General features: G+C 68.3%; 21 protein-coding genes. 9 read left to right on the top strand and 12 right to left on the bottom strand.

The features are described from left to right. From E3O67_RS00105 to nusA, 3 genes are all read right to left on the bottom strand, one after another. Positions 1-882, bottom strand: an 882-nt coding sequence (locus tag E3O67_RS00105) for a translation initiation factor IF-2 N-terminal domain-containing protein (protein ID WP_174776769.1), incomplete at its 3' end; no start/stop codon positions are given. Between the two features lie 76 nt (positions 883-958). Further along, positions 959-1,216: a YlxR family protein gene (locus tag E3O67_RS00100; RefSeq protein WP_134427575.1), complete on the bottom strand. Its 258-nt coding sequence runs from the start codon at positions 1,214-1,216 to the stop codon at positions 959-961. An 8-nt stretch (positions 1,217-1,224) separates the two neighbouring features. Continuing rightward, positions 1,225-2,238 (bottom strand): transcription termination factor NusA, encoded by a 1,014-nt coding sequence (gene nusA / locus E3O67_RS00095; RefSeq protein ID WP_134427577.1) that lies wholly within the window; start codon positions 2,236-2,238, stop codon positions 1,225-1,227. Between the two features lie 154 nt (positions 2,239-2,392). On the opposite strand from nusA, the gene E3O67_RS00090 reads away from it, so the two are divergent. Continuing rightward, positions 2,393-3,214 carry a DUF1206 domain-containing protein gene (locus E3O67_RS00090; RefSeq protein ID WP_135101306.1) on the top strand — a complete coding sequence of 274 codons (822 nt, stop codon included), beginning with the start codon at positions 2,393-2,395 and terminating at the stop codon, positions 3,212-3,214. A gap of 153 nt (positions 3,215-3,367) precedes the next feature. Here E3O67_RS00090 and E3O67_RS00085 read toward each other — a convergent pair whose 3' ends face one another. Further along, a complete protein-coding gene (locus E3O67_RS00085) occupies positions 3,368-5,119 on the bottom strand; it encodes a proline--tRNA ligase (protein ID WP_134427804.1) in 1,752 nt (583 codons plus the stop codon). A gap of 188 nt (positions 5,120-5,307) precedes the next feature. Continuing rightward, positions 5,308-6,468, bottom strand: coding sequence for a flavodoxin-dependent (E)-4-hydroxy-3-methylbut-2-enyl-diphosphate synthase (gene ispG / locus E3O67_RS00080; protein WP_174776767.1), 1,161 nt, complete (start codon positions 6,466-6,468; stop codon positions 5,308-5,310). A gap of 149 nt (positions 6,469-6,617) precedes the next feature. On the opposite strand from ispG, the gene E3O67_RS00075 reads away from it, so the two are divergent. Beyond that, positions 6,618-7,802 (top strand): acetyl-CoA C-acetyltransferase, encoded by a 1,185-nt coding sequence (locus tag E3O67_RS00075; RefSeq protein WP_135101304.1) that lies wholly within the window; start codon positions 6,618-6,620, stop codon positions 7,800-7,802. Between the two features lie 120 nt (positions 7,803-7,922). Here E3O67_RS00075 and E3O67_RS00070 read toward each other — a convergent pair whose 3' ends face one another. Continuing rightward, positions 7,923-9,302 (bottom strand): RIP metalloprotease, encoded by a 1,380-nt coding sequence (locus E3O67_RS00070; RefSeq protein WP_167726383.1) that lies wholly within the window; start codon positions 9,300-9,302, stop codon positions 7,923-7,925. A 65-nt stretch (positions 9,303-9,367) separates the two neighbouring features. On the opposite strand from E3O67_RS00070, the gene E3O67_RS00065 reads away from it, so the two are divergent. The 3 genes from E3O67_RS00065 to E3O67_RS00055 are packed head-to-tail and all read left to right on the top strand — an operon-like array spanning position 9,368 to position 12,209. Further along, complete coding sequence (locus tag E3O67_RS00065; protein WP_241981887.1) at positions 9,368-10,804, top strand: serine/threonine-protein kinase; 1,437 nt, start codon at positions 9,368-9,370, stop codon at positions 10,802-10,804. Further along, the gene (locus tag E3O67_RS00060; RefSeq protein ID WP_135101302.1) at positions 10,801-11,241 is read left to right on the top strand and encodes a hypothetical protein; all 441 of its coding nucleotides are present in this window, start codon (positions 10,801-10,803) and stop codon (positions 11,239-11,241) included. Before E3O67_RS00065 ends, E3O67_RS00060 begins: the two co-directional genes overlap by 4 nt. Positions 11,242-11,279: 38 nt before the next feature. Continuing rightward, positions 11,280-12,209 carry an NAD-dependent epimerase/dehydratase family protein gene (locus tag E3O67_RS00055; protein ID WP_134427588.1) on the top strand — a complete coding sequence of 310 codons (930 nt, stop codon included), beginning with the start codon at positions 11,280-11,282 and terminating at the stop codon, positions 12,207-12,209. Positions 12,210-12,278: 69 nt separating this feature from the next. On the opposite strand, the gene dxr is transcribed toward E3O67_RS00055, so the two are convergent. Further along, on the bottom strand, positions 12,279-13,361 hold the full coding sequence (gene dxr / locus E3O67_RS00050) for a 1-deoxy-D-xylulose-5-phosphate reductoisomerase (protein ID WP_135101300.1): 1,083 nt from the start codon (positions 13,359-13,361) through the stop codon (positions 12,279-12,281). A 65-nt stretch (positions 13,362-13,426) separates the two neighbouring features. Here dxr and E3O67_RS00045 point away from each other — a divergent pair, with 65 nt between their 5' ends. After that, the gene (locus E3O67_RS00045; protein ID WP_134427594.1) at positions 13,427-14,221 is read left to right on the top strand and encodes a 1-acyl-sn-glycerol-3-phosphate acyltransferase; all 795 of its coding nucleotides are present in this window, start codon (positions 13,427-13,429) and stop codon (positions 14,219-14,221) included. A gap of 76 nt (positions 14,222-14,297) precedes the next feature. Further along, positions 14,298-15,635, top strand: coding sequence for an aminotransferase class III-fold pyridoxal phosphate-dependent enzyme (locus tag E3O67_RS00040; RefSeq protein WP_134427597.1), 1,338 nt, complete (start codon positions 14,298-14,300; stop codon positions 15,633-15,635). 687 nt (positions 15,636-16,322) lie between these two features. Here E3O67_RS00040 and E3O67_RS00035 read toward each other — a convergent pair. Then, positions 16,323-16,796, bottom strand: coding sequence for an OsmC family protein (locus E3O67_RS00035; RefSeq protein ID WP_370259708.1), 474 nt, complete (start codon positions 16,794-16,796; stop codon positions 16,323-16,325). 136 nt (positions 16,797-16,932) lie between these two features. Here E3O67_RS00035 and gabT point away from each other — a divergent pair, with 136 nt between their 5' ends. Together gabT and E3O67_RS00025 are read left to right on the top strand one after the other, a co-directional pair. Next, the gene (gene gabT / locus E3O67_RS00030) at positions 16,933-18,315 is read left to right on the top strand and encodes a 4-aminobutyrate--2-oxoglutarate transaminase (RefSeq protein WP_135101296.1); all 1,383 of its coding nucleotides are present in this window, start codon (positions 16,933-16,935) and stop codon (positions 18,313-18,315) included. Positions 18,316-18,328: 13 nt separating this feature from the next. Then, positions 18,329-19,351, top strand: a complete 1,023-nt coding sequence (locus E3O67_RS00025) for an asparaginase (protein ID WP_241979130.1) — start codon at positions 18,329-18,331, stop codon at positions 19,349-19,351. Between the two features lie 13 nt (positions 19,352-19,364). Here E3O67_RS00025 and E3O67_RS00020 read toward each other — a convergent pair whose 3' ends face one another. From E3O67_RS00020 to E3O67_RS00005, 4 genes are read right to left on the bottom strand one after another with little or no spacing between them, the layout of a single operon-like run. Further along, on the bottom strand, positions 19,365-20,171 hold the full coding sequence (locus E3O67_RS00020) for an ABC transporter permease (RefSeq protein WP_174776766.1): 807 nt from the start codon (positions 20,169-20,171) through the stop codon (positions 19,365-19,367). Next, positions 20,168-21,082 (bottom strand): ABC transporter permease, encoded by a 915-nt coding sequence (locus tag E3O67_RS00015; protein WP_134427608.1) that lies wholly within the window; start codon positions 21,080-21,082, stop codon positions 20,168-20,170. The genes E3O67_RS00020 and E3O67_RS00015 overlap by 4 nt, the downstream gene beginning before the upstream one ends. Position 21,083: 1 nt before the next feature. After that, positions 21,084-22,283, bottom strand: coding sequence for an ABC transporter ATP-binding protein (locus E3O67_RS00010; protein WP_134427611.1), 1,200 nt, complete (start codon positions 22,281-22,283; stop codon positions 21,084-21,086). A 2-nt stretch (positions 22,284-22,285) separates the two neighbouring features. Next, entirely contained in the window at positions 22,286-23,497 is a 1,212-nt protein-coding gene (locus tag E3O67_RS00005; protein WP_135101294.1) for a PotD/PotF family extracellular solute-binding protein, read from the bottom strand. Positions 23,498-23,884 lie beyond the last annotated feature (387 nt).

Below are 23,884 nucleotides of genomic sequence, written 5' to 3'. Positions count from 1 at the left end.
GGGGGCACCTGCCGGGGCGCCACCAGGACGCTGGAAGCCGGGGCGTGCGCCGCCGGCACCGCCCGGAGCGCCACCGGGACGCTGGAAAGCACCGGGACGCTGACCGAAACCGGTCGGGCGGGGAGCCTGGCCCGGTCCACCCGGGCGGGGCGCGCCGGGGCGCGGAGCCGCGGGGCGAGGGATGTTGCTGGGCGAAGACGTGGACGGCGGGCGCTGGCCCATGCCCTGCGCGCTCGCGAACGGGTTGTTGCCCGGGCGCGGGCTCGGGGTCTTGCCCATGCCCTGGTTGCTGGCGAACGGGTTGTTGCCCGGGCGAGCTGCCGGCGGCTTCGGCACGGATGCACCGGGCTTGGCAGCACCTGAAGCGCCGCCCGCGGTCTTGGCGACCGGGGCATCCGTCGCCGGCGCAGTGTCGGCGACGACGGCGGCAGCGGCGGCCTTCTCCGCGGCAACGGCCTTCTCCGCGGCGGCGGCCTTCTCGGCGGCCTGAGCCTGACGTTCGGCAACCGTGAGCGGGGCGGACGGCATCGGCGGTGCGTCCGCGGCGGGAACAACCGCTGCGGGGACCTCGACGACGGGACGTGCGCCTGGCTTGACGGCCAGCTTGGCCGGGGACGGACGTGCACCGCCCGGCTTCGCGGCGGATCCAGCGGCGACGGGGGTGGCGCCGGCCGGGGAGGATGCAGTGGCGGCAGCGGCGGGAGCCGCGGTGCTGGAGCCATCGGCCGCAAGGGCGGCGCGCAAACGGCGAGCTACCGGTGGTTCAACGCTACTGGACGGTCCCTTGACGAACTCGCCCATCTCTTTCAATTTAGCAAGGGCTACCTTGCTGTCGACGCCGAGCTCGCTAGCGATCTCGTGTACGCGTGGTTTCGCAGCCACAATTCTCCTGTTCCGGGTCTGCACCCGGAAAGGGGCAGACCGTTAGTAACGGACGGGTCTCATTTCGAGCCGCTCATTAGTTATCCATAAGCCTGTTCAGCCTGTTCTCTAGTTGATTCGCGTCCAATGAACTGGTCACGTGAAGGGCACGCCCGAAAGCGTGTCGCCGCAGTGCGTCCTGGAAGCACGCGGTAGTGGGATGCAGCCACGCACCTCGCCCAGGCAGAGTGGCGGTTTCATCCACCACGAGTTCCGATTCTCGGGCTACAACCCTCAGAAGTGAGGATCGCGGAGCGCGCGAACGGCATCCAATGCACGTTCTAACGGGATCCATCGTACCCCCTATTCCGTGTCCTCCAGAATGCTGTCCGGCTGAATGTCGATTTTCGCACCCGTGAGCTTCGCCGCGAGACGGGCATTCTGGCCTTCCTTGCCGATCGCCAGCGACAGCTGGTAGTCGGGAACGAGGGCTCGGACGGCCTTGATCGACTCGTCGATCACGTAGGAGCTCGTGACCTTGGCCGGCGACAGCGCGCTGGCGACGAAGGTGGCAAGGTCGGGCGAGTAGTCGACGATGTCGATCTTCTCATTGTTGAGCTCCACGGTGACGGCGCGCACGCGCTGGCCGAGTTCGCCGATGCAGGCACCCTTGGCGTTGACTCCGGGCTCCGTAGCGCGAACGGCCATCTTGGTGCGGTGACCGGCCTCGCGGGCCAGGGAGACGATCTCCACGACACCGCTGGCAATCTCCGGCACCTCGAGGGCGAAGAGGCGACGCACCAGCGACGGGTGGGTGCGCGACACGGTGATCTGCGGTCCCTTGAGGCCTTTGCCGACGGCGGTGACATAGACGCGGATGCGCTGTCCGTGCACATAGCTCTCGCTCGGCACCTGCTCTTCGGGCGGCAGGATCGCTTCGATCGTGCCCAGGTCGACGTGGATCATGCGCGGGTTCGGACCCTGCTGGATGATCCCGGCGACGATCTCGCCCTCACGGCCCTTGAATTCGCCGAGCACGGCGTCATCGGCCAGGTCGCGCAGACGCTGGTTGATGACCTGCTTGGCCGCGAAGGCCGCGATGCGGCCGAAGTCGGTGGGGTTGTCGACGGCTTCGCCGACGACATTGCCCTCTTCATCGTGTTCGGGCACAAAAATGTCGACGTGGCCGGTCTTGCGGTCGAGTACGACGCGCGCTTCCGGCTCTTCCTCGACGGCCTGCTTCGTGCTGGCTTCACCCTGCTGGGTGTGCTTCACGTAGGCCGTCAGAATTGCTTGCTCAATAATCTGCACGAGTTCCTCGAAGGGAATCTCTTTCTCGCGCTCCAACTGCCGCAACACGCTGAGGTCGATGTCCATGGCCGGCCTCCTCTATTCAGATCTTGCCGCCGCGAAACTGCGCAGCGGGCTCGTCCTAGGGTAGCCGAATCCGTAGGGCCCCGTCACCCGGGCGAAGCCTGCCCCGCGCCGAAACCGACTCCCCCTCGACCGGGTGCGGCGGTACGCTGGGCGAATGGCCGCCGATTCCGTCTCAGACAACGCCCAGCAGGCTGCACGCACCGCCGAGGGCAGCCGCACCTTCCAGTTTCTGGCCCGCGCCGGGTATGCGGTGAACGGCCTGCTGCACGTCATGATCGGCGCCATCGCGATCGGCGTGGCCACGGGGGCGGGCGGCGGTTCGGCCGACCAGTCCGGCGCCCTCGGCCAGCTGGCCCGCACCACCGGCGGCGTTTTCGTGCTCTGGACCGTGGTGCTCGGCCTGACCTCCCTCGGCCTCTGGTACCTGGTGCAGGCCTTTCTCGAACCCGCGCGGGACCCGAAACGCAAGTGGGCCCGCCGCGCGGTCTTGATCGGCAAGGGCATCGTCTTCCTGTTCATCTCGGGGACGGCGTTCACCTTCGCGCGCGGGGCATCGGCGAGCTCGTCGGAGACTGCCAGCGACTCCACCGCGATACTGCTGTCGATTCCCGGCGGCGTCGTGCTGCTCTTCATCGCCGGACTGGCCGTCATCGCGATCGGCGCAGTCTTCGTCCACCGCGGCGCGAGCCACGGGTTCACCGACAGCATCACGGTGCCCGGTGGCCCGGCCGGCACGGTGGTGGTGATCCTCGGCACCGTGGGCTACATCGCGGAGGGCATCGCTCTGGCCGCCGTGGGCATCCTCTTCACCGTCGCCGCGTTCACGCTCGACCCGGAGAAGGCCACGGGCATGGACGGAGCGCTGAAGTCACTCGTGGCGCTGCCGTTCGGGGCTGCGATCCTGATGCTGGTCGGCGCCGGCCTGATCGCCTACGGCGTGTACTGCTTCGCCCGGGCCCGGCTCGCCCGCCTCTGACGTTCTCCGCACACCGGAGAGCGAGGCCGGGCAAGACGAGCAGCCTCGAACCAATTCGACGGAGATTTTCCGCCTAATGCCGTTTTCTTAGGCGTTTGCGGCCAATGCGGCCACAATCTCCGTCGAATTCATCAGAGGCAAAGGTCAAGCGGATCAGGCGAAGTTGGCGGCCAACTCGGCGACGGCCACCTGGGTGCGCTCCCCCGAGCGACGATCCCAGAGCTCGACGATGCCGTCGGCGGCGCCCCGCCCCACGATGACGATCACGGGGATGCCGATCAGTTCCGCGTCACCGAACTTCACGCCGGGCGATACCTTGCGGCGGTCGTCGTAGAGCACGTCGCGGTGGGTGCCCTCGAGCATGGCGACCACGGTCCCGGCGGTCTCGAACACGACCTCGTCGCGGCCGGTGGCGATCACGTGCACGTCGAACGGCGCGACCGCTGCAGGCCAGATCAGGCCCTTCGGGTCGTTGTTGAGTTCGGCGATGGTGGCGAGGATGCGGGTCACACCGATGCCGTAGGAACCCATCGTGACCGTGACGAGCTTGCCGTTCTCGTCGAGCACCTTGAGGCCGAGCGCCTCGGCGTACTTGCGGCCGAGCTGGAAGACGTGGCCGATCTCCATGCCTCGGGCCAGCTCCACCGGGCCGGAGCCGTCGGGCGCCGGGTCGCCGGCGCGCACTTCGGCGGCTTCGATGGTGCCGTCGACGGCGAAGTCCCGGCCGGCGACGAGCCCGAAGACGTGGCGGCCGGCTTCGTTCGCGCCGGTGATCCACTCGGTGCCCTCGACGACGCGGGGGTCGACGACGAAACGGATGCCGGTGGCCGACTGCTCGCCGAGCACCGCCCCGATTGCGGACCACGGTCCGATGTAGCCCTTGACCAGCCCGGGGAACTTGAGGAAGTCGGTTTCGTTCGCGGCCTCGACCTCGGCGGGGGCGACGGCCACCTCGACGCGCTTGAGGTCTACCTCGCGGTCGCCGGGGAGGGCGATCACGAGGAGCTCACGGGTGCCGTCGGGCTGGATGAGCGCCAGGACGACGTTCTTGAGGGTGTCCGCTGCAGTCCAGGCGCGGCCGTCGGGGCGCGGGTGGTCGCTGTTGGCGCGGTCGACCAGGGTTTGGATGGTTGGCGTGTCCGGGGTGTCCAGGACCTCGGCGGCCGGGAATCCGGCCCAGTCGATGGCGGGCGGGGCGACCGTGCGGAACGCCTCGATGTTGGCCGCGTAGCCGCCGGCCGAACGCACGAAGGTGTCTTCGCCGACGGGGGTGGGGTGCAGGAACTCTTCGCTCTTGGAGCCGCCCATCGCGCCGGCGTCCGCCTGCACGATGACGTATTCGAGGCCGAGCCGGGTGAAGATGCGCTCATAGGCGTCGCGTTGTGCCTGGTAGCTCGTGTCGAGGCCGGCATCCGTGTAGTCGAAGGAGTAGGCGTCCTTCATCGTGAATTCGCGGCCGCGCAGCAGCCCGCCGCGGGACCGGGCCTCGTCGCGGTACTTGTCCTGGATCTGGAAGATCGACAGGGGCAGGTCCTTGTAGGAGCTGTAGAGGTCCTTCACGAGGAGGGTGAAGACCTCTTCGTGGGTGGGGGCGAGGAGCATATCGCTGCCCTTACGGTCCTGGAGCCGGAAGAGCCCGTCACCGTATTCGTCCCAGCGGCCCGTGACCTCGTAGGGCTCGCGCGGTAGCAGGGCCGGGAAGTGCACCTCGAAGGCGCCGGCCGCGGCCATCTCCTCGCGCACGATCGTCTCGATCTTGGCCTTGACACGCAGGCCGATCGGCAGCCACGCGAAGATCCCAGGGGCCTGGCGGCGGATGTAGCCGGCGCGCACCAGCAGTCGGTGGCTGGTGACCTCGGCGTCCGAGGGATCTTCGCGGAGGGTACGGAGGAAGTAGTTGGACATACGAATAGGCACGCACCTACTTTACGGCGCGCGGGCTGACCCGACCGACCCGCGTCGTGCCGACGGATGCCGCGACCGCCCGGTTGCGGACATGACACCCTCGCGCGTGAAAAGAAGGGTTTTGTCCGCACCTCGCGGAGGGGGAACGGGAAGGAGGGGGAAGGAGGGGGAACGGGGGGGGTGATGTGCTACTGGGCGCCGACCGTCACGACGGGGGTGCCGAGGGAGTCCTCGCTCGGCGGCATCTCGGCGGCCATGCGGTTGGCCTCCTCGATCAGGGTCGCGACGATCTCCGACTCGGGCACGGTCTTGATGACCTCGCCGCGCACGAAGATCTGCCCCTTGCCGTTGCCCGACGCCACGCCGAGGTCGGCGTCGCGGGCCTCGCCCGGTCCGTTGACGACGCAGCCCATCACGGCGACGCGGAGCGGCACGGTCATACCCTCGAGTCCGTCGGTGACGTCGTTGGCGAGCTTGTACACATCGACCTGGGCGCGGCCGCAGCTCGGGCAGGACACAATCTCAAGCTTGCGCTCACGCAGGTTCAGCGACTGCAGGATCTGCAGGCCCACCTTGATCTCCTCGGCCGGGGGTGCGCTCAGAGACACCCGGATGGTGTCGCCGATGCCCTCCCCGAGCAGGATGCCGAACGCCGTTGCGCTCTTGATGGTGCCCTGAAACGACGGTCCGGCCTCGGTGACGCCGAGGTGCAGGGGCCAGTCGCCGCGTTCCGCGAGCAGGCGGTAGGCCTTGACCATGATCACCGGGTCGTTGTGCTTGACGGAGATCTTGAAGTCGTGGAAGTCGTGCTCCTCGAACAGGCTGGCTTCCCAGACGGCGCTCTCGACCAGGGCCTCCGGGGTGGCCTTGCCGTACTTCTGCAGCAGGCTCGGCTCGAGCGAGCCCGCGTTGACGCCGATGCGGAGGGAGACACCGGCGGCCTTGGCCGCGGCCGCGATCTTGCCGACCTGGTCGTCGAACTTGCGGATGTTGCCCGGGTTGACGCGCACGGCGGCGCAACCGGCGTCGATCGCGGCGAACACGTAGCTCGGCTGGAAGTGGATGTCCGCGATGACTGGGATCTGGCTCTTCGCCGCGATGATCGGCAGCACCTCGGCGTCGTCGCGGCTCGGCACGGCGACGCGCACGATATCGCAGCCGGATGCCGTCAGCTCGGCGATCTGCTGCAGGGTCGCGTTGATGTTCGTGGTCGGCGTCGTCGTCATCGACTGCACGCTCACGCGCGCGTCACCGCCGACAAGCACCTTGCCGACCTTGATCTGACGCGTCTTGCGACGCGGAGCGAGCACTTCAGGTACTTTGGGCATTCCCAGGTTGATTGCGGCCACGGCGATAGCTTACGCGCCGAGGCAGGACGAAATCTGAACGGATGCCGGGCGGGTCCGGGCAGGCCCGACCACCGCGACGACCACCGCGACGACCACCGCCGCACACGTCGTCACGACAACCCGATCGCCCCCGACTAAGGAGTCCCACCATGAACAACAGCGACGTCGTCATCCTCGCGGGCTCGCGCACTCCGCAGGGCCGGGTGAACGGACAGCTCTCCAGCCTCACCGCCGTGCAGCTGGGCAGCGCCGCCATCACCGGGGCGCTGGCCCGGGCCGGCGTGACGCCCAACCAGGTGCAGTTCGTGCTGATGGGCCAGGTCCTGCAGGCCGGCTGCGGGCAGAACCCGGCCCGGCAGAGCGCGATCGGGGCCGGCATCCCGTGGAACACGCCGGCGATGACCCTGAACAAGGTCTGCCTCTCGGGGCTGGCCGCCGTGATCGACGCGGCTCGGCTCATCCGTCTCGGTGAAGCGGATGTCGTCGTGGCGGGTGGGCAGGAATCCATGTCGAACGCCCCGCACCTGTTGCCCGGCTCGCGCACGGGCTGGGCCTACGGCAGCGTCACCATGCTCGACCACGCCGCCAGCGACGGACTCACGGATGCCTTTGACGGCCTCTCCATGGGCCTCTCCACCGAGCACGTCAACGGGCGTCTCGGCCTACGGCGTGCGGACCAGGACGCCATCGCGGCCGCCTCGCACCAGCGCGCCACGGCGGCCGCCGCGAACGGCATCTTCGACGACGAGATCACGCCGCTCAGCGTTCCGCAGAGAAAGGGCGAGCCGCTGCTGGTCGCCTCGGATGAGGGGGTGCGCGGCGACAGCACCACGGAGACGCTGGGCCGGCTGCGTCCGGCGTTCACCCTGGACGGCACCGTCACGGCCGGCAACTCGTCGCCGCTCAGCGACGGCGCCAGCGCGCTCGTGTTGTGCAGCCGCCGCTACGCCGAGGAACACGGACTGAGCTGGCTCGCCGTGGTAGAGGCCTCCGGCCAGGTCGCCGGACCCGACAATTCCCTGCACTCGCAGCCGGCGAACGCGATCCGATGGGCGCTGGCGCGCCAGGGCTGGGCGGCATCCGAGCTCGACCTGGTGGAGATCAACGAGGCCTTCGCCGCGGTGTCGCTCGAGTCGACCCGGGAGCTCGGCCTCTCCCCCGAGCAGGTCAACATCCACGGCGGGGCAATCGCCGTCGGGCATCCGATCGGGGCCTCTGGCGGCCGTCTCGCGCTGCACGCGGCGCTCGAGTTGGCCCGGCGCGGCAGCGGCAAGGCTGCCGTCGCCCTCTGCGGCGGCGGCGGCCAGGGTGAAGCGCTGCTGCTCTCCCGCTAGCGGGGAACCAGACGCCGAGAGTCGCCGTTCATGCCCAGACCACCCGGCGGAACGGCGACTCTCGGCACAAGCGGCGACTCTCGGCGTCTCCTCGGACGGGCTGGCGGGAAACGCCGCGGGTCAGCCGAAGATGTTGATCGGCTTGACGATGTCCGCGTAGATGAGCAGCAGGCTCATCCCGCCCAGCACCACCACGACGGCGAAGGTGAGCGGCATCAGCTTCGCCGTGTCGACGGGGCCCGGGTCGGGGCGCTTGAACAGTTTGGCGATCTGGCGGCGCAGCCCTTCCCACAGCGCGCCGGCGACGTGGCCGCCGTCGAGCGGCATCAGCGGCACCAGGTTGAACACGAACAGGGCCACGTTGAGCGAGGCCAGGAGCCCCAGCATGCTCGCGATCTTGCTGTTCACCGGGATGGCGTCGATGCTCGCGATCTCGCCGGCGACGCGGCCGACCCCGACCACGCTGATCGGGCCGTTCGGGTCGCGCTCCCCCGGTCCGAAGGCCGCGTTGGCGATGTCGATCATGCGCTGCGGCAGGTTCGCGATCATGTGCACGACGGCACCGATGTTCTCGCCCACCGCGGGCAGCACGGCTGTCGCGGGCTGCGGCACGAGCTCGCCCGCCGGGCCGATTCCGACGAAGCCGACCTCCTGGGTCATCGGTTCGCCGGCGGCATCTTCCTGGATCTCGCCGTCGGCATCCGTCACGTAGCGTTCGGTGAGTTTGGGGGTGATGCTCAGGGTCTGCTGCGTGCCGTCACGGTCGACGACGACGGCGAGCGGGATTCCCGGCGACTCGCGGATGATCTCGGTGGACTGGTCCCAGCTGTCGATGGGTGTGCCGTTCATGCTGACCAGTCGGTCGGCAGGCTGAAGGCCGGCCGCAGCGCCGGGTGCCTTCTCGTCGGTCGGTTCGCAGGTCTGCCGGGTGCTCGTGGCCGGCAGCACGCACTCGGACACGCTGCCGACGGTCGTGCTGACCTGGGCGGTGCCGAAGCCCATCAGGAGCACGGCGAAGAGCACGACCGCGATCACGAGGTTCATCGTGGGCCCGCCGAGCATGATGATGACGCGCTTGAAGACCGGCAGGCGGTAGAACGCGCGGTGGTCCTCGCCCTCTCCGATGGTGTCGGCGCTGGACTGGCGGGCTTCGTCGACCATGGTCGCCAGGGCGCCGGGCTTCTTTTCCGGTTCGCCCTCCTGCACCAGCTGGTTGAAGAAACCGGTGCTGGATGCCTGTACCTTGCCGCCCTTTTTGGCGGGCGGGAACATGCCGATCATGGCGATATAGCCGCCGAGCGGGATGGCCTTCACGCCGTATTCGGTCTCGCCCTTGCGACGGGACCACAGGGTGGGGCCGAAACCGATCATGTACTGGGTGACCTTGACGCCGAACAGTTTGGCGGGGAGCAGGTGGCCGATCTCGTGCAGCCCGATGGACAGGGCGAGGCCGACCACGACGATCAGAACGCCCAGAATATACAGCAGCACGGTTTCCACAGTCGTAGATTACCCACTCCACCCTGCAAGGGCGCTGGCCGTTCCCCCTGCAAGGTGTGGTTTGCTTGACTTTCGGTTCCACGAGGAGGTTCCCTCTGTCCACGCAACCCACCGTCGGCCCCATCGGCATCAGCCTCGCCGACCGTTTTCGGATCGACGCCCTGCTCGGAACGGGCGGGATGGCATCCGTCTACCGGGCCACCGACCTCTTTCTCGGGCGTACGGTCGCCGTGAAGCTGTTCCGTCTCGACACGGCCGACGACGCCGGGCCGGAGCGTCAGAGCGGCGAGGTCACGGTGCTCGCGAGCCTGAACCACTTCGCCTTGGTCACCCTGTTCGACGCCGGCACCGCCGTAATCGACGGCGTTTCGCGCACCTTCATCGTGATGGAGCTCGTCGACGGCACGGACCTGCGCAGCAGGATCGCCGACGGGGCCCTGAACCCCGACGAGGTGGCCTTCATGGGCGCCGACCTCGCCGAGGCCCTGCACTACGTGCACGCGCGGGGCATCATCCACCGCGACATCAAGCCGGCGAACGTGTTGCTCGCTCCGTCGGGCTTCCCCGGCCGCGCCATGCACGCCAAACTCGCCGACTTCGGTATCGCTCGCCTCTTCGACTCGACCCGCCTCACGGCGACCGGGTCTCTGCTCGGAACGGCCGGCTATCTCAGCCCCGAGCAGGCCCTCGGAAGCACGATCGGGCCGCCCAGCGACGTCTACTCGCTCGGGCTCGTGCTGCTCGAATGCCTCACCGGCGAGCGCGCCTTCACCGGCACGGCGATCGAGTCGGCGATGGCCAGGCTTCAGCGGGAGCCGCACATTCCGGCCGGGCTCGGCGAGGCCTGGGCCGCCGTGCTCGGCGGCATGACCACCCGCGAGCCGACCGATCGACTCAGCGCGGGCGAGGCGGCCGTGCAGCTGCGACGTCTGTCCAGCGGGGAGAGCACCGACGCTGGAACCGCGGTCACCGTGGCGATGGGCGCCCCGGCGGCCACCGAGCTGCTGGAACCCACCGCCGTTCTGGGAGCCACCGAAATTCTCGAGCCCACCGCCGTGATCGGCGCCGCAGGGGCCCTGGCACCCACCGAGGTTCTCGGCGCCGACGAAAACCTCGCACCCACCGCGGTGCTCGCCGCCCCCGGAAACCTCGCCCCCGCCGCCGGACTCGCCCCCACGAAGGTCATGACTGCCCCGCACGCGGGCGCGGATGCCGCGACCGAGTTCCTGACGCCGGCCGGCGCTCCGGCCCGCTCCCCCGGCAGCGCGGCCGAGCGGTCACCGGGCAGCACCCGCACCGATCGCACCTCCACGACCGCTCCCCCGTGGCGTCGGCCTCGGGTGCTCGTGGCGCTGGGAGTCCTCGTCGCCCTCATCATCCTGGCCGTCCTGGTCTTCACCCCTCGGGCAGTCGAACCGGCCGCGCCCGCCGCCACCTACCCGGCCGTCGACGGGTCTCTCGGCACCAATCTGAAGCAGCTCCAGGAAAGCGTGACGCCATGATGCCCCGAGCCCGCCTGACCATCGCGCTGGCCGCGGCCGTGCTCGTCGCGACCGCCCTGACCGGATGCGCGAGCACGCCTCCCGACCTGCAGCAGACCACCGCGGCCCTGTTGCAGGCCGGCGTGCAGAACGTCACGGCGGCCGCAGCGGCCGGCGACTTCGAGGCCGCCCAGGCCTCACTCGAGACCGTCCAGGCCGATCTGCTGACCGCGGCCGCGGCTGACGAAGTGAGCGCTGCCCGGGCGGCCGACATCCAGTCGGCCCTCAACCTCGTGTCGGCCGACCTGGTCGCGGCGATCGAGGCGAGCAAACCGGAGCCGACCGTGGCCCCGGCCCCGGCCCCGAGTGAGACGCCGACGTCCGTTGACAAGGGCGACGACAAGGACAACGGTAAGTGCAAGAAGAAGGACGAGTGCGACGACGACGGGGGCGACTGACTGACCTCATTCCCGTTCGCCGCGTCCCAGGAGGATTCATGCCCCAGCAGCTCGTCGTCGGCGCCGGCATGATCGGGCGCCCGCTCGCCGAGCGTCTGGCGGCGCGAGGCGACCAGGTCACCGTCGGTACCCGCTCCGGCGCGATGGTTCCCGGGGCCGAGTCGATGGTTTTGAATGCGAGCGACCCCCAGACGTTCACCCGGGCGGCAACCGGCATGTCGACGATCTTCCTGTGCATCAACCCGCGCTACACCGACTGGACCACCCAGTGGCCGCCGGTCATCGACGCGGCGCTTGTGGCGGCATCCGTCACCGGCGCCCGCCTCGTCTTGATGGGCAACCTCTACCCCTACGGGGCGCCGACCGGGCCGATGACCGAGCATTCGCCGGAGACGACCACGGAGACGAAGGGACTCGTGCGGAAGGATGTCTGGCACCGTGCGCGGGACGCCCACGATCGCGGTGAGATCCGGGCCGTCGAGGTGCGGGCGAGCGATTATTTCGGTCCGGGCGTCATCGGCACGGCGCACCTCGACGACCGGTTCTTCCGAGCCATCCTGGCGTCGAAGACCGCCCGGGTCGTGGGCCAGCCGGGGCGGGTGCACAGCTGGAGCTACCTGCCCGACATCGTGTCCACCCTGGTGGCGGCCGCCGACCACGCGGGCGAATGGGGCCGGCTCTGGCATGTGCCGAGCACGGCCGTCACCCGTGACGACATCGCCGCCCAGCTCAACCGCCGCTACGGAACGCACGGCACCGTGGCGGGCTACCCGCAGTGGTTGCTCAAGTCGCTCGGCACGCTGAACCCGATGATGCAGGAGATCTGGGCCTCGAGCTATCAGCTCAGGGTGCCGTTCCTCATCGATTCCGCCGAGTCGGAACGACTCCTCGGGGTCGCCGCGACCCCGTGGGCGGATGCCCTCGGCACGACCGCCGACAGCTACCGCGCGTCAGCCGACTCCGCCTGAGCCTGCCCAAGCCGGTTCGAGCCAGCCCGATCCGACGCTGAGTCGCAGCCGTGCCGACGCGGCCTGGACTCAGCGGGCGAGGAGCCTGTCCGCAGCGGCGCGGGCCCACGCCTCGGCGCCGGCGAGGGAATCGCGGGTGAGCGGGCCGTCCTGCTCGTGCCGTTCGACGACGCGCTGGATGGTGTCGACGATGTCGATGAAACCGATGGTGCCCGCGTGGAACGCCGCCACGGCCTGCTCGTTCGCCGCATTGAACACCGCGGGGTAGGTGCCGCCGGCGCGCCCGACCTGCTTGGCCAGGTCGACGGCGGGGAAGGCCGTCGTGTCGAGGGGTTCGAAGGTCCAGTTCTGCGGCACGGTCCAATCGATCGGGGCGCCGACTGCCGCGACGCGGTTCGGCCAGTCCAGCCCGAGCGAGATCGGCAGGCGCATGTCCGGCGGGGAGGCCTGGGCGATCGTCGAGCCGTCGATGAACTCGACCATGGAGTGCACCACGGACTGCGGGTGCACGACCACGTCGATGCGCTCGTACTCCACATCGAAGAGAAGGTGCGCCTCGATCACCTCCAGACCCTTGTTGACGAGGGTGGCCGAGTTGGTCGTGACGACGAGTCCCATGTCCCAGGTCGGGTGCGCGAGCGCCTCCGCCGGCGTGACGTCGGCGAGCTGACCGCGGCGGCGGCCACGGAAGGGGCCCCCGGATGCCGTCAACACCAGGCGCCGCACCTCGCCGGCCGTTCCCGCCCGCAGCGCCTGCGCGATGGCGGAATGCTCGGAGTCGACGGGCACGATCTGCCCCGGCGCCGCCAGCGACTTCACCAGGTCGCCGCCGACGATGAGCGATTCCTTGTTGGCCAGGGCGAGCGTGCGTCCGGCGCGCAGCGCGGCCAGGGTCGGTCCGAGACCCACCGAGCCGGTGATGCCGTTGAGCACGACGTCGGCGTCGACATCCCGCACGAGCTCCTCGGCTTCGTCGGCGCCGAGCGCCGTGTGCTCGACCTCGAACTCGGCGGCCTGGGTTTCGAGCATGGCCCGGTTGCTTCCGGCGGAGAGTCCGACCACCTCGAACCGGGTCGGGTTGGCCTTGATCACGTCCAGTGCCTGGGTTCCGATCGAGCCGGTCGACCCGAGAATTACAACTCGTCTGCGCATCCTGCAACTGTAGGTGGAGGCGCCGCCTTTCGTGCCTGGGCGGGCCGTGGCGGTAGGGTCCAAGGATGACCGGTTCCAAAGAAGATTCCCAGGATGCACCTCCCGTCGACCTGTCGGCAGAGGGATCGGAGCCCACGAAGCGCCCCGGATTCGTCTACTTCCTCGGTTACGGCATCATGGCTCCGGTCGCCCGGCTGGTCTTCCGCCCCACCATCACCGGCCGGGACAACATCCCCCGCATCGGCCGCGTCATCCTGGCCAGCAACCATCTGTCGTTCATCGACAGCATCGTCATTCCGCTGGTCGCACCCCGGCGCGTGCAGTTCCTGGCCAAGTCCACCTACTTCACCGGCACCGGGTTCAAGGGATTCGCCTCCCGCACCTTCTTCACCTCGATCGGAGCGGTCGGGGTCGAACGCGGGGCAGGGCAGGCCGCCCAGGACGCGCTCGACGCGGGCCGCAACATCCTCGAGTCCGACAGCGCCTTCGCGATCTACCCGGAGGGAACCCGGTCCCTCGACGGACGCCTGTACAAGGGGCGCACCGGCGTGGCGTGGCTCGCGCTCATCACAGGCGCCGTCGTGGTTCCGGTCGGGCTGATCGGCACCCAGGAGATCCAGCCGGTGGGAGCGAAATTCCCGCGGATCCGCAAGATCACGGTCGCCTTCGGCGAGCCCCTCGACCTGAGCCGCCATGGCTCAGCGGAATCGGGCAAGGCCCGGCGCGGCGCAACCGACGAGATCATGGCCGCGATCCACGCCCTGTCCCATCAGGAATTGGCCGGCAAGTACAACGAGTCGCCGCCCGCGGGCACGCTGCAGAAGCTCGCTGACCGGGTCTTCCCACGCGAACGCGTCTAGCCGGATACCAGCCGGCCGGGCCGGGCATCCGATGCCCGAAAACACCGTTGAAACGGGAGCGACCTAAGCTGGGGGCATGTCTGACAAGTATTCGGTATCTCAGGAGCGCAAGCTCGTCACCGCCCTTCCCGGCCCCAAGTCGGTCGAATTGCAGGAACGCCGCCTGCGCGCGGTGTCCCGCGGTGCGGGCACGCTGGCGAACATCTATATGGATCACGGAGCGGGAGCGATCCTCGTCGATGTCGACGGCAACCAGATCATCGACCTCGGCTGCGGCATCGGCGTGACTACCATCGGCCACGCGAACGACGAGGTGGCCGCGGCGGCCGCAGCGCAGGCCGCCAAGCTCACCCACACCCTGTTCACCGTCACACCGTATGAGAACTACGTGGCCGTCGCGGAGAAGCTCGCCGAGATCACCCCCGGGGACTTCGAGAAGCGCTCCATCCTGGTCAACACCGGCGCGGAAGCCGTCGAGAACGCCGTGAAGATCGCCCGCAAGTTCACCGGCCGCCGCGCCATCGTGGCGCTTGACCACGCGTTCCACGGTCGCACCAACCTGACCATGGCGATGACGTACCGCCCCTGGCCGGAGCGCGCCGGAATGGGCCCGTTTCCCGGCGAGATCTACAGCGTGCCGACCAGCTACCCCTACCGGGACGGCCTGACCGGTGAAGAGGCCGCCGAGAAGACCATCGACTACATCAACACCCACATCGGCGCCACCGAGATCGCGGCCTTCTTCATCGAACCGATCCAGGGCGATGGCGGCATCGTCATCCCCGCCCCCGGCTTCTTCAAGCGGCTGAGCGAGTTCTGCACGGAGAACGGCATCGTCTTCGTCTCCGATGAAATCCAGGCCGGCATCGCCCGCACCGGCGCGTGGTACGGCATCGAGCACCACGATGTGGTGCCGGACCTTGTCACCACGGCCAAGGGCATCGCCGGCGGGTTCCCGCTCGCTGCCGTCACCGGCCGCGCCGACATCATGGACTCCGTGCAGCCCGGCGGCATCGGCGGAACCTTCGGCGGCAACCCGGTGTCGACCGCGGCCGCTCTCGCCGTCTTCGACCTGATCGAGCGCGACAACCTGCTCGGCGAGGCGCAGCGCGTCGAGAAACTGCTCTGGGCGCGCATCGGCGACTGGCCGCAGCGGTTCTCGGTCGTGGGCGACGTGCGCGGCAAGGGCGCGATGTTCGGGGTGGAGCTCGTTCACCCGGGCACGACCACGCCGTACCCCGAGGCCCTCACCGCGATCATCAAGCACGCGACCACCAACGGCGTCATCGTGCTGGATGCCGGCAGCTGGGACTCCGTGCTGCGCATCATGCCGTCGGTCGTCATCTCCGAGGCGCTGATCGACGATGCCGCCTCCGTGATCGAGGAGACCCTCGCCGCGCTGTCCGGCCTGTAGTTCCTAGCACCCAGCTCCGCTCATCTGGGCGCGTGGCGGCCGGCCGGTGACCCTGGCCGGGCCGTTCGCGTCCCGGTGTCGAATCTGTCGAAACTCAGAACGGCTCCGGTTCGTCCGAATTCGGCTGCCGCACTTTCTTCTTCTCCTTGACCTCGGGCGCACGCCCGGCCGGCGGATGATCGTGGCCGGCGCACTGATGAACGTTCCCCCGGTCGGAGACGTCCACTTCAGCGTGCCGTCCGGCAGGAGTGCGTAGCTCCACCGCGTCTCGGACTTCAGCGCATGGTCGGCCGGACACGGATGCGCGAGATTGTCGTGCGCGATGATCCCCGTGAACTGCCAATGGACAACTTGATCAAACGCCCATTGTGGAGCAGGGGCGGGGTGCCCGTGGACGCCGGGCTCATCGCCAGCCGCGGTCATCCGTCACAAGGCCCAGCAACACGCATCCGTCGTCACGTAGCCGCGGAGATCTTCGTGAAACACCGGTTCCGGTGCCTGCCGAGCGGAGTGTTGCGGAATTCTCCGCGGTTAGCGACCATGACGGATACCCGAAGGGGGAACCTCCGAACGTCGGCGCACCGGGTCTCGACAAGCCCGACCACCGACAAGCTCGACCACCGACAGGCCCGACCACCGGCGGCTCGAACCGGCCGCGGCTCGAACCGGCGGGACGGGACGGGACGGTCAGCGGGCGACGGCCACCGTGACGGGCTCGTGCGCGACCGGGAAGTTCACGGATGCCGCGATGAAGCAGAGTCCGGCGGCCTCCGCGTGCAGAGACTGGGCGAGTTCGACCTGCCCGGGATCGGACACCGTGACGCGGGGTCGCAGAGTCACCTCGGTGAAGTGGCCACCGCCATCCGTCGTCTGGACCATCGCCCCGATCGCGTCGTCGGTGTAGGCGACGACCCGCACGCCGTGATTGACGGCGACGTGCAGGTAGCTCATCAGGTGGCACTCACTGAGCGCGGCCAGCAGCAGTTCCTCCGGATTCCAGCGGTCGGCGTCGCCGTGGAAGGCCGGATCGGCCGATGCGCGGATCGGCTCCTTGCCGTTCGCGCTGATCAGGTGATCCCGGCCGTAGTCCCGATAGCCGCTCGTGCCGGTGCCCCGGTTGCCCGTCCAGGCGATGTTCACGGCGTAGTGATGTGCACCGATCACGGTGCCTCCTTCGATTTGCAGGGCTCTGCGGGCCGATCCGCGGCCCACAATGGGCCGTTACGCGGCCAGGGAACCGATTGTCGCAGCTATTCGCTGCGCCTCCCGTCGCCCTGATCGGTAAACTGGTCACATCATGACTGACACGCTGACGCCCTCGACCACCCCGTCCACCTCCGCCGCCCCGGTTTACACGGTGCCGCAGGAACGAAAGATCGTGACCGCGATCCCGGGTCCGCGCTCGAAGGAACTCCAGCAGCGCAGGCTCGCCGTCGTCTCCGGCGGCGTCGCATCCGCTCTCCCCGTCTACATCAAGAAGGCGAACGGCGCCATCCTCGTCGACGTGGACGACAACCAGTTCATCGACCTGGGCGCCGGCATCGGTGTGACCACGATCGGCCACACCGACACCAGCGTCGTCGCGGCCGCCGTCGAGCAGACCCAGGACTTCATCCACACCCTCTTCACCATCACGCCCTACGAGGAATACGTGCGCGTCTGCGAGCTTCTCGCCGAGCACACCCCCGGCGATTTCGCGAAGAAGTCGGTGCTGATCAACTCGGGCGCCGAGGCCGTCGAGAACGGCGTCAAGATCGCCCGCAAGCACACCGGCCGCCGCGCCGTCGCCGTGCTCGACCACGCGTACCACGGCCGCACGGTGCTGACCATGGCCATGAACTACAAGGCCATGCCCTACGCGACCGGCTACGGCCCCCTCGCCAGCGACGTCTACCACGCCCCCAGCTCCTACCCGTATCACGACGGTCTGAGCGGGGCGGATGCCGCGGCGCGCACGATCGCCTACCTCGAGAAGGTCGTCGGCCCCACCGACCTGGCCTGCCTGGTCGTCGAGCCCATCCAGGGTGAGGGCGGCTTCATGGTCCCGGCCGAGGGCTACTTCAACGCCCTGCAGACCTGGTGCACCGCGAACGGCGTTGTCATGATCGCCGACGAGATCCAGAGCGGCATGGCCCGCACCGGCAAGTACTACGCCAGCGAGCACTTCGGCTGGACCCCTGACCTCGTGCTCACCGCCAAGGGCATCGCCGGCGGCATGCCGCTGGCCGCCGTCACCGGCCGCGCCGAGATCATGGATTCCTCGCAGCCCGGCGGCCTCGGCGGTACTTTCGGTGGAAACCCGGTCTCCTGTGCCGCGGCCATCGCGGTGTTCGAGTCGATCGAGCGTAACGACCTGCTCGCCGAGGGTGTGCGCATCGAGAACACCCTGCGTGCCGGCCTCGGCGCGCTCAAAGAGAAGCACGACATCATCGGCGAGATCCGCGGCCGTGGGGCCATGATCGCGATCGAGCTCGTGCAGCCGGGAACCGGTGACACGACCAAGGCGCCGAACGCGGCAGCCGTGTCGTCCATCGCCGCCTACGCCGCCCAGCAGGGAGTGCTGCTGCTCACCGCCGGAACCTACGGCAATGTGCTTCGGTTTCTGCCGAGCCTGGCCGTGAGCGACGCTCTCCTGAACGATGCCCTCTCGGTCATCGACGACGCCATCGCCGCGCTCTAAGCGCGTCGACACCGTGACAACGACATTCCAGCCGCCCATCAACGCCGGGCAGACGTTCACCGTGTCCGACGCGGTCGAACTGGCCGTGGTCGAGCGCAGCGGTTTCGTCGAATCGAGGCACGCGGGCAGCGCTGTCGTGCTCACCAGCGAGGGCGCGGTGCTCCGCGCCCTCGGCGACGTGAGCACCCCGATCTTTCCGCGGTCGTCGATGAAGCCCTTCCAGGCCATCGCCGTGATGGCCAGCGGGGTCACCCTGCGCGGCGAGGACGCGGCGATCGCCACGGCCAGCCACACTGGGACGCAGCGCCACGCCGACCTCGTGCGCGGGCTCCTCGCCCGCGCCGGCATCCCCGAGACGGCGCTCGCCTGCCCGGCAGCCTGGCCGGACGACTCCATCGCCCGCGACGCCCTGGTGCGACTGGGCGCCGGCAAGGCCCCGATCTACATGAACTGTTCGGGCAAGCACGCCGCGATGCTCGTGGCCTGCCAGCAGAACGGCTGGGCTCTGTCCGGATACCTGGAGCCGGAGCATCCGTTGCAGAAACGCATTCTCGACGTGGTCGAGCGCTTCACGGGTGAACGTCCGTCGGCGTCCGGCGTGGACGGATGCGGCGCACCGGTGCACGCGCTCTCCCTCACCGCCCTTGCCCGCGGCATCGCCCGCATCGCCACGTCCAAGTCGAACTCGCCGTTCGCGATCTACCGCGAGGCCGGTTTCCTCGGCGAGGCCCTGCGGCAGCACGGCTGGGTCATCGCCGGACCGGGCATGCCCGACACCGTCGTGATCGACCGCCTCGGCCTGTTCGTGAAGACGGGCGCGGAGGGCATCTGCGTGGCCTCCGCCCCGAACGGCACCACGGTCGCCCTCAAGGTGCTCGACGGCAGCCTGCGGGTCACCACCATCGTGGCCCTGCGCCTGCTGGCGGATGCCGGCGCGATCGCACACAGCGACATCGATGCGATCCTGCCCGAACTGCACCTCGCGGTGCAGGGCGGCGGGCTCCCGGTCGGCGAGATCCGCGCCAGCTTCGTGTAGCGGGGGCCGCGCGTCACCCCTGTTTCGCCAGCCGCTTCTCCTTGGCCGCCCGAGACACCTGGGCGGTGACCACGAGCACGAGGGCGAAGATGAACACCGCCGACGCGATCACGTTCGCCTCCGCGGGGATCCCCCGGGCTGCGGACACGTAGATGTACTTGGGGAACGTGGTGACGGCGCCGGAGTTGAAGTTGGTGATGATGAAGTCGTCGAAGCTCAGCGCGAAGGAGAGCAGCGCGGCCGCCAGGATGCCGGGCAGCAGCAGCGGGAAGGTGATCCGGGCGAACACTTGGGTGGCCGACCCGTAGAGGTCCCGGCCGGCCTCCTCGAGCGCGGGATCGAGGCTGGCGACCCGCGCCTTGACGGTCACCACCACGAAGCTGATGCAGAACATGGTGTGCGCCAGGATGATCGTGACCATGTCCTTCGGCACGCCCAGGGACAGGAACTGCGCGGCGAGGCCGGCGCCGAGCACAACCTCCGGCGTGGCCATCGGCAGGAACAACAGCAGGCTCGTCTGCGATCGGAACCGGAACCGGTACCGCACCAGGGCGATCGCGATCATCGTGCCGAGCGTGGTCGCGGCCACCGTGGCCACCACGCCGATCAGGACGCTGTTGCCGAACGCCTCGCACACGGCGCCGTTCTGCACCTGGCACACGTTGAGCCACTTGTCGAAGGTGAACCCGCGCCAGGTGATGTTGGATTTCAGAGAGTCGTTGAACGAGAACACGAAGGTGTAGACGATCGGGACCATCAGGAAGATGAGCGCCAGCACCGTGTAGAGCGGCAGAAGCAACTTGCCCAGGGAGAATTTCACAGCAGCTCCTCCGTGCCCGACCGTTTGACGTAGATGCTCACGATCACCAGGATCACCGACATCAGGATGATGGACAGCGCGGCCGCCGCCGGATAATTCTGCAGCACCAGGAAGTTAGCCTCGATCACGTTGCCGATCATCTGGGTGTCCGGCCCGCCGAGGAAGTCCCGGCTCGCATTGATGTAGTCGCCCGCCGCCGGGATGAAGGTCAGCAGCGTTCCGGCCACGATGCCGGGCATCGACAGCGGGATCGTGATCTTGCGGAACACGTCGAACGGACGCGCGTAGAGGTCGCTGCCGGCCTCGAGGTAACGCAGGTCGAGCCGTTCGAGCGTGGTGTACAGCGGCAGAGTCATGAACGGGATGAAGTTGTAGGTGAGCCCGAAAATGACGGCGAAAGCAGTGCCCGTGAAATGTGCATCCGGTGCCAGCAACGACAGAGCCTTGAGCGACGTGATCACGAACGACTCGTCCGACAAGAGTTGCTTCCAGGCCAAGGTGCGGAGCAGGAAGCTGATGAAAAACGGGGCGATCACCAGCACCAGCATGAGGCTCTGCAGCAGCGGCCACGGCCGAGCCTTCACGCCGATGAAGTAGGCCAGCGGGTAACTGAACACGAGGGCCAGCACGGTGGCGATCAGCGCGTATCCGAAGGAGCGCATGATGTGCGGCCAGTAGGCCGTGATCACGTCGACGTAGTTCTCCCAGCGGAACGCGTAGGAGTACTGGCCGACGTCGCCGAATTCCGACGGGGCCTGAAACGACGTCAGCAGCAGCGACACGAGCGGCGCCAGGAAGAACAGAACCAGGTAGAGGATGCCCGGCAGCAGCAGGAGCAGCGCGATCGGGCTCTTTCGGCGCGGCGCCGGTTCGGGCGCGGTGGTGCTGGTGGAGAAAGCCGCGAACGCCACCCTAGGCTCCCTCAAGCTCCGTGAGCAGGGAGGAGCGTTTCTGCGTCGCGATGCTCCGGGTGGTGTCGTCGGCCTCGAAACGGGGTTCCGCGGAGGCGTCGTCCTCGAGTCCGAAGCCGTGCTCGATGTTCCAGCTCAGCCAGACCTCGGAACCCTCGTGAGCAACGGGGCCGAACGCCATGTTCTGGGCGAAGACGATGAGGGTGCCGATGCCGGCGATCTCGACCAGGTACTGGGTGCTGACCCCGCTGAACGAGACGTCGATCACGCGGCCGGGACCCATCAGGTTGCGGGCGACGTCGCCGACGGGCTCGGTCACGTGGAGGGTCAGCTTCTCCGGGCGGACGCCGATGGTGACCTCGCCGATGTGCCGGTGCGCGCGTGCCGCCGGGACCACGACTTTCTGGCCGGCCACGTCCACCGAGATGGCCTCGCTCGTGCTGCCGACCACGGGGCCGGTGAACAGGTTCGACTGGCCGAGGAAATTGGCGACGAAAGCCGTGCGCGGCAGCTCGTAGAGTTCCTCGGGGGCACCCATCTGCTCGATCCGGCCCTTGTTCATCACCGCGACGGTGTCGGCCATGGTCATGGCCTCCTCCTGGTCGTGGGTGACGTGCAGGAAGGTGAGGCCGACCTCCTCCTGGATGGTCTTCAGCTCGAGCTGCATCTGGCGCCGCAGCTTCAGGTCGAGCGCGCCGAGCGGCTCGTCGAGCAGCAACAGGGCCGGCCGGTTCACGATCGCCCGGGCGAGGGCCACCCGCTGCTGCTGCCCACCGGAGAGCTGCTGCGGGCGGCGCGCGGCGAGGTGGTCCAGTTCCACCAGGCGGAGCGCCTCGTGGGCCTTGGCGACCGGGTCGTCGATGCGGCGGCGGCGAAGCCCGAAGGCGACGTTCTCCAGCACGGTCATGTGCGGGAAGAGGGCATAACTCTGGAACACCGTGTTGACCGGACGCTGGAAGGATTTCTGGTTCGTCACATCCGTGCCCCCGATCAGGATGCGACCGTTCGTCGGTTCCTCGAGGCCGGCCACCAGGCGCAGCGTCGTGGTCTTGCCGCAGCCCGACGGGCCGAGCAGGGCAAAGAAGGAGCCGGCGGGGATCTTCAGATCGAGGTGCTCGATGGCGGTGAAGCCCGGGAACCTCTTCTGGATGCCCACCAGCTCGAGGTCGGCCCCTGCGCTGGCGAATTCTCCGCTGTTCATCCCTACGAACCCAGCAGGATGCCCTGGAAGGCGGCATCGTACTTCTGCTCCTCCGCACCGGTCAGGGTGCGGAAGACGCGGGCCTTGGCCAGAGTCGCATCGTCCGGGAAGATCAGCTGGTTGTTCGCGAGCTCAGGGTCGATCGCCATCGCGGCCTCCTTGGCCCCGGCGACCGGGGTGATGTAGTTCACGTAGGCGGCAACCTCGGCGGCGACGGCCGGGTCGTAGTAGTAGTCGATGAGCTTCTCGACGTTCGCCTTGTGCGGGGAGCCGATCGGCACCAGGAAATTGTCGTTCCAGAGGGTTCCGCCCTTATCGGGCACCACGAACTCCCATTTGTCGCCGTTCTCCGCGTTCAGCTGAACGATGTCGCCGGACCAGACGATGGCGGCGAGGGTGTCTTCGTTGATGAGGTCTTCCTTGTAGGCGTTGCCCTTGATGTTGCGCACCTGGCCGTCGGAAACCTGCTTCTCCAGCACGTCGATCGCGGCCATGTACTCGTCGTCGCCCCAGTCGCCGGAGATGTCCACGCCCATGTCGGACATGATCAGGCCCATGGTGTCGCGCATCTCGGACAGAACGCCGACCCGGCCCTTGAGGTCCGGGCCCCACAGGTCCTCGACCGACGCGAGGCCGTTCGGCAGCTTCTCCTTGTTCCAGCAGATGCCCGCGAACCCGCCCTGCCACGGCACGCTCATCTTGCGGCCGGGGTCGAAGCCCACGTCTTTCAGGGAGGGGAGAAGGTTCTTCAGGTTGGGGATGTTGGCCTGGTCGAGTTCCTGCGTGTAGCCGAACCGGATCCAGCGGCCGACCATCCAGTCGGTGAGGCAGACCGCGTCGGCGCCGATGTCCTGGCCGAGGGCGAGCTGATCCTTCACCTTGCCGTAGTACGTGTTGTTGTCGTCGACGGCCTCGGTGTACTCGACCTTGATCCCGGTCTCGGCCGTGAACGCATCCAGAGTGGGGTAGTTGCCGGCGTCGTCGACGTCGATGTAGAGCGCCCAGTTGTCCCAGCGCACAAGCTTGCTGCTGTCGGACTCGTCCGGGGCGGCGGTCGGCTTGGTGGCGCTGCCGGTCGAGCACGCGGCGAGCGCGAGGGCGGCGGCCCCGCCACTGGCTCCGGCGAGCAGGGTGCGGCGCCCCATCTGGGCGGCCCGGGCCTGACGGACGAGTTGGGCAATCATGGGATCTGCGGGCAACGGCCTGGGCTTCATGGTCGGATCTCCTTGCACTTCTCAGCGGATGAGCTCTCACAGCGTTCATGGCGAGTTGCTAGATACTCGCACAGGAGCGCCCCGTGCGCACCCAAGAGTGGCCGAATCGTTAATTTTTGCTCATGCCACGCACGAAATCCGCACTCCCTAGCGCCATTTTCATTCGAAATGAGCCGTTCGGCGGCTGTAGGATTTCGCTCAGGACAACGGGGTCCCCCGTTGAGGGTGTGAACCAATTCGACGGAGATTTTCGCCAGAATGGCGATTTACGGCCCCAACGCGCGATGTCAAGCTGACTGGAGTCACTTGGGTTAGTTTGTGGCGGTTTCGTCGGCGAGGTGATTGATCCCGACGAGGCTGGCTGGTGCGGGTGTTGTTGGTCGTTCA

The organism is Cryobacterium sp. TMT3-29-2, assembly GCF_004564305.1.
Taxonomy (GTDB): Bacteria; Actinomycetota; Actinomycetes; order Actinomycetales; family Microbacteriaceae; genus Cryobacterium; species Cryobacterium sinapicolor.
Note: the sequence above shows the minus strand (reverse complement) of the source record. Positions and strands in the feature narration are given on the sequence as shown.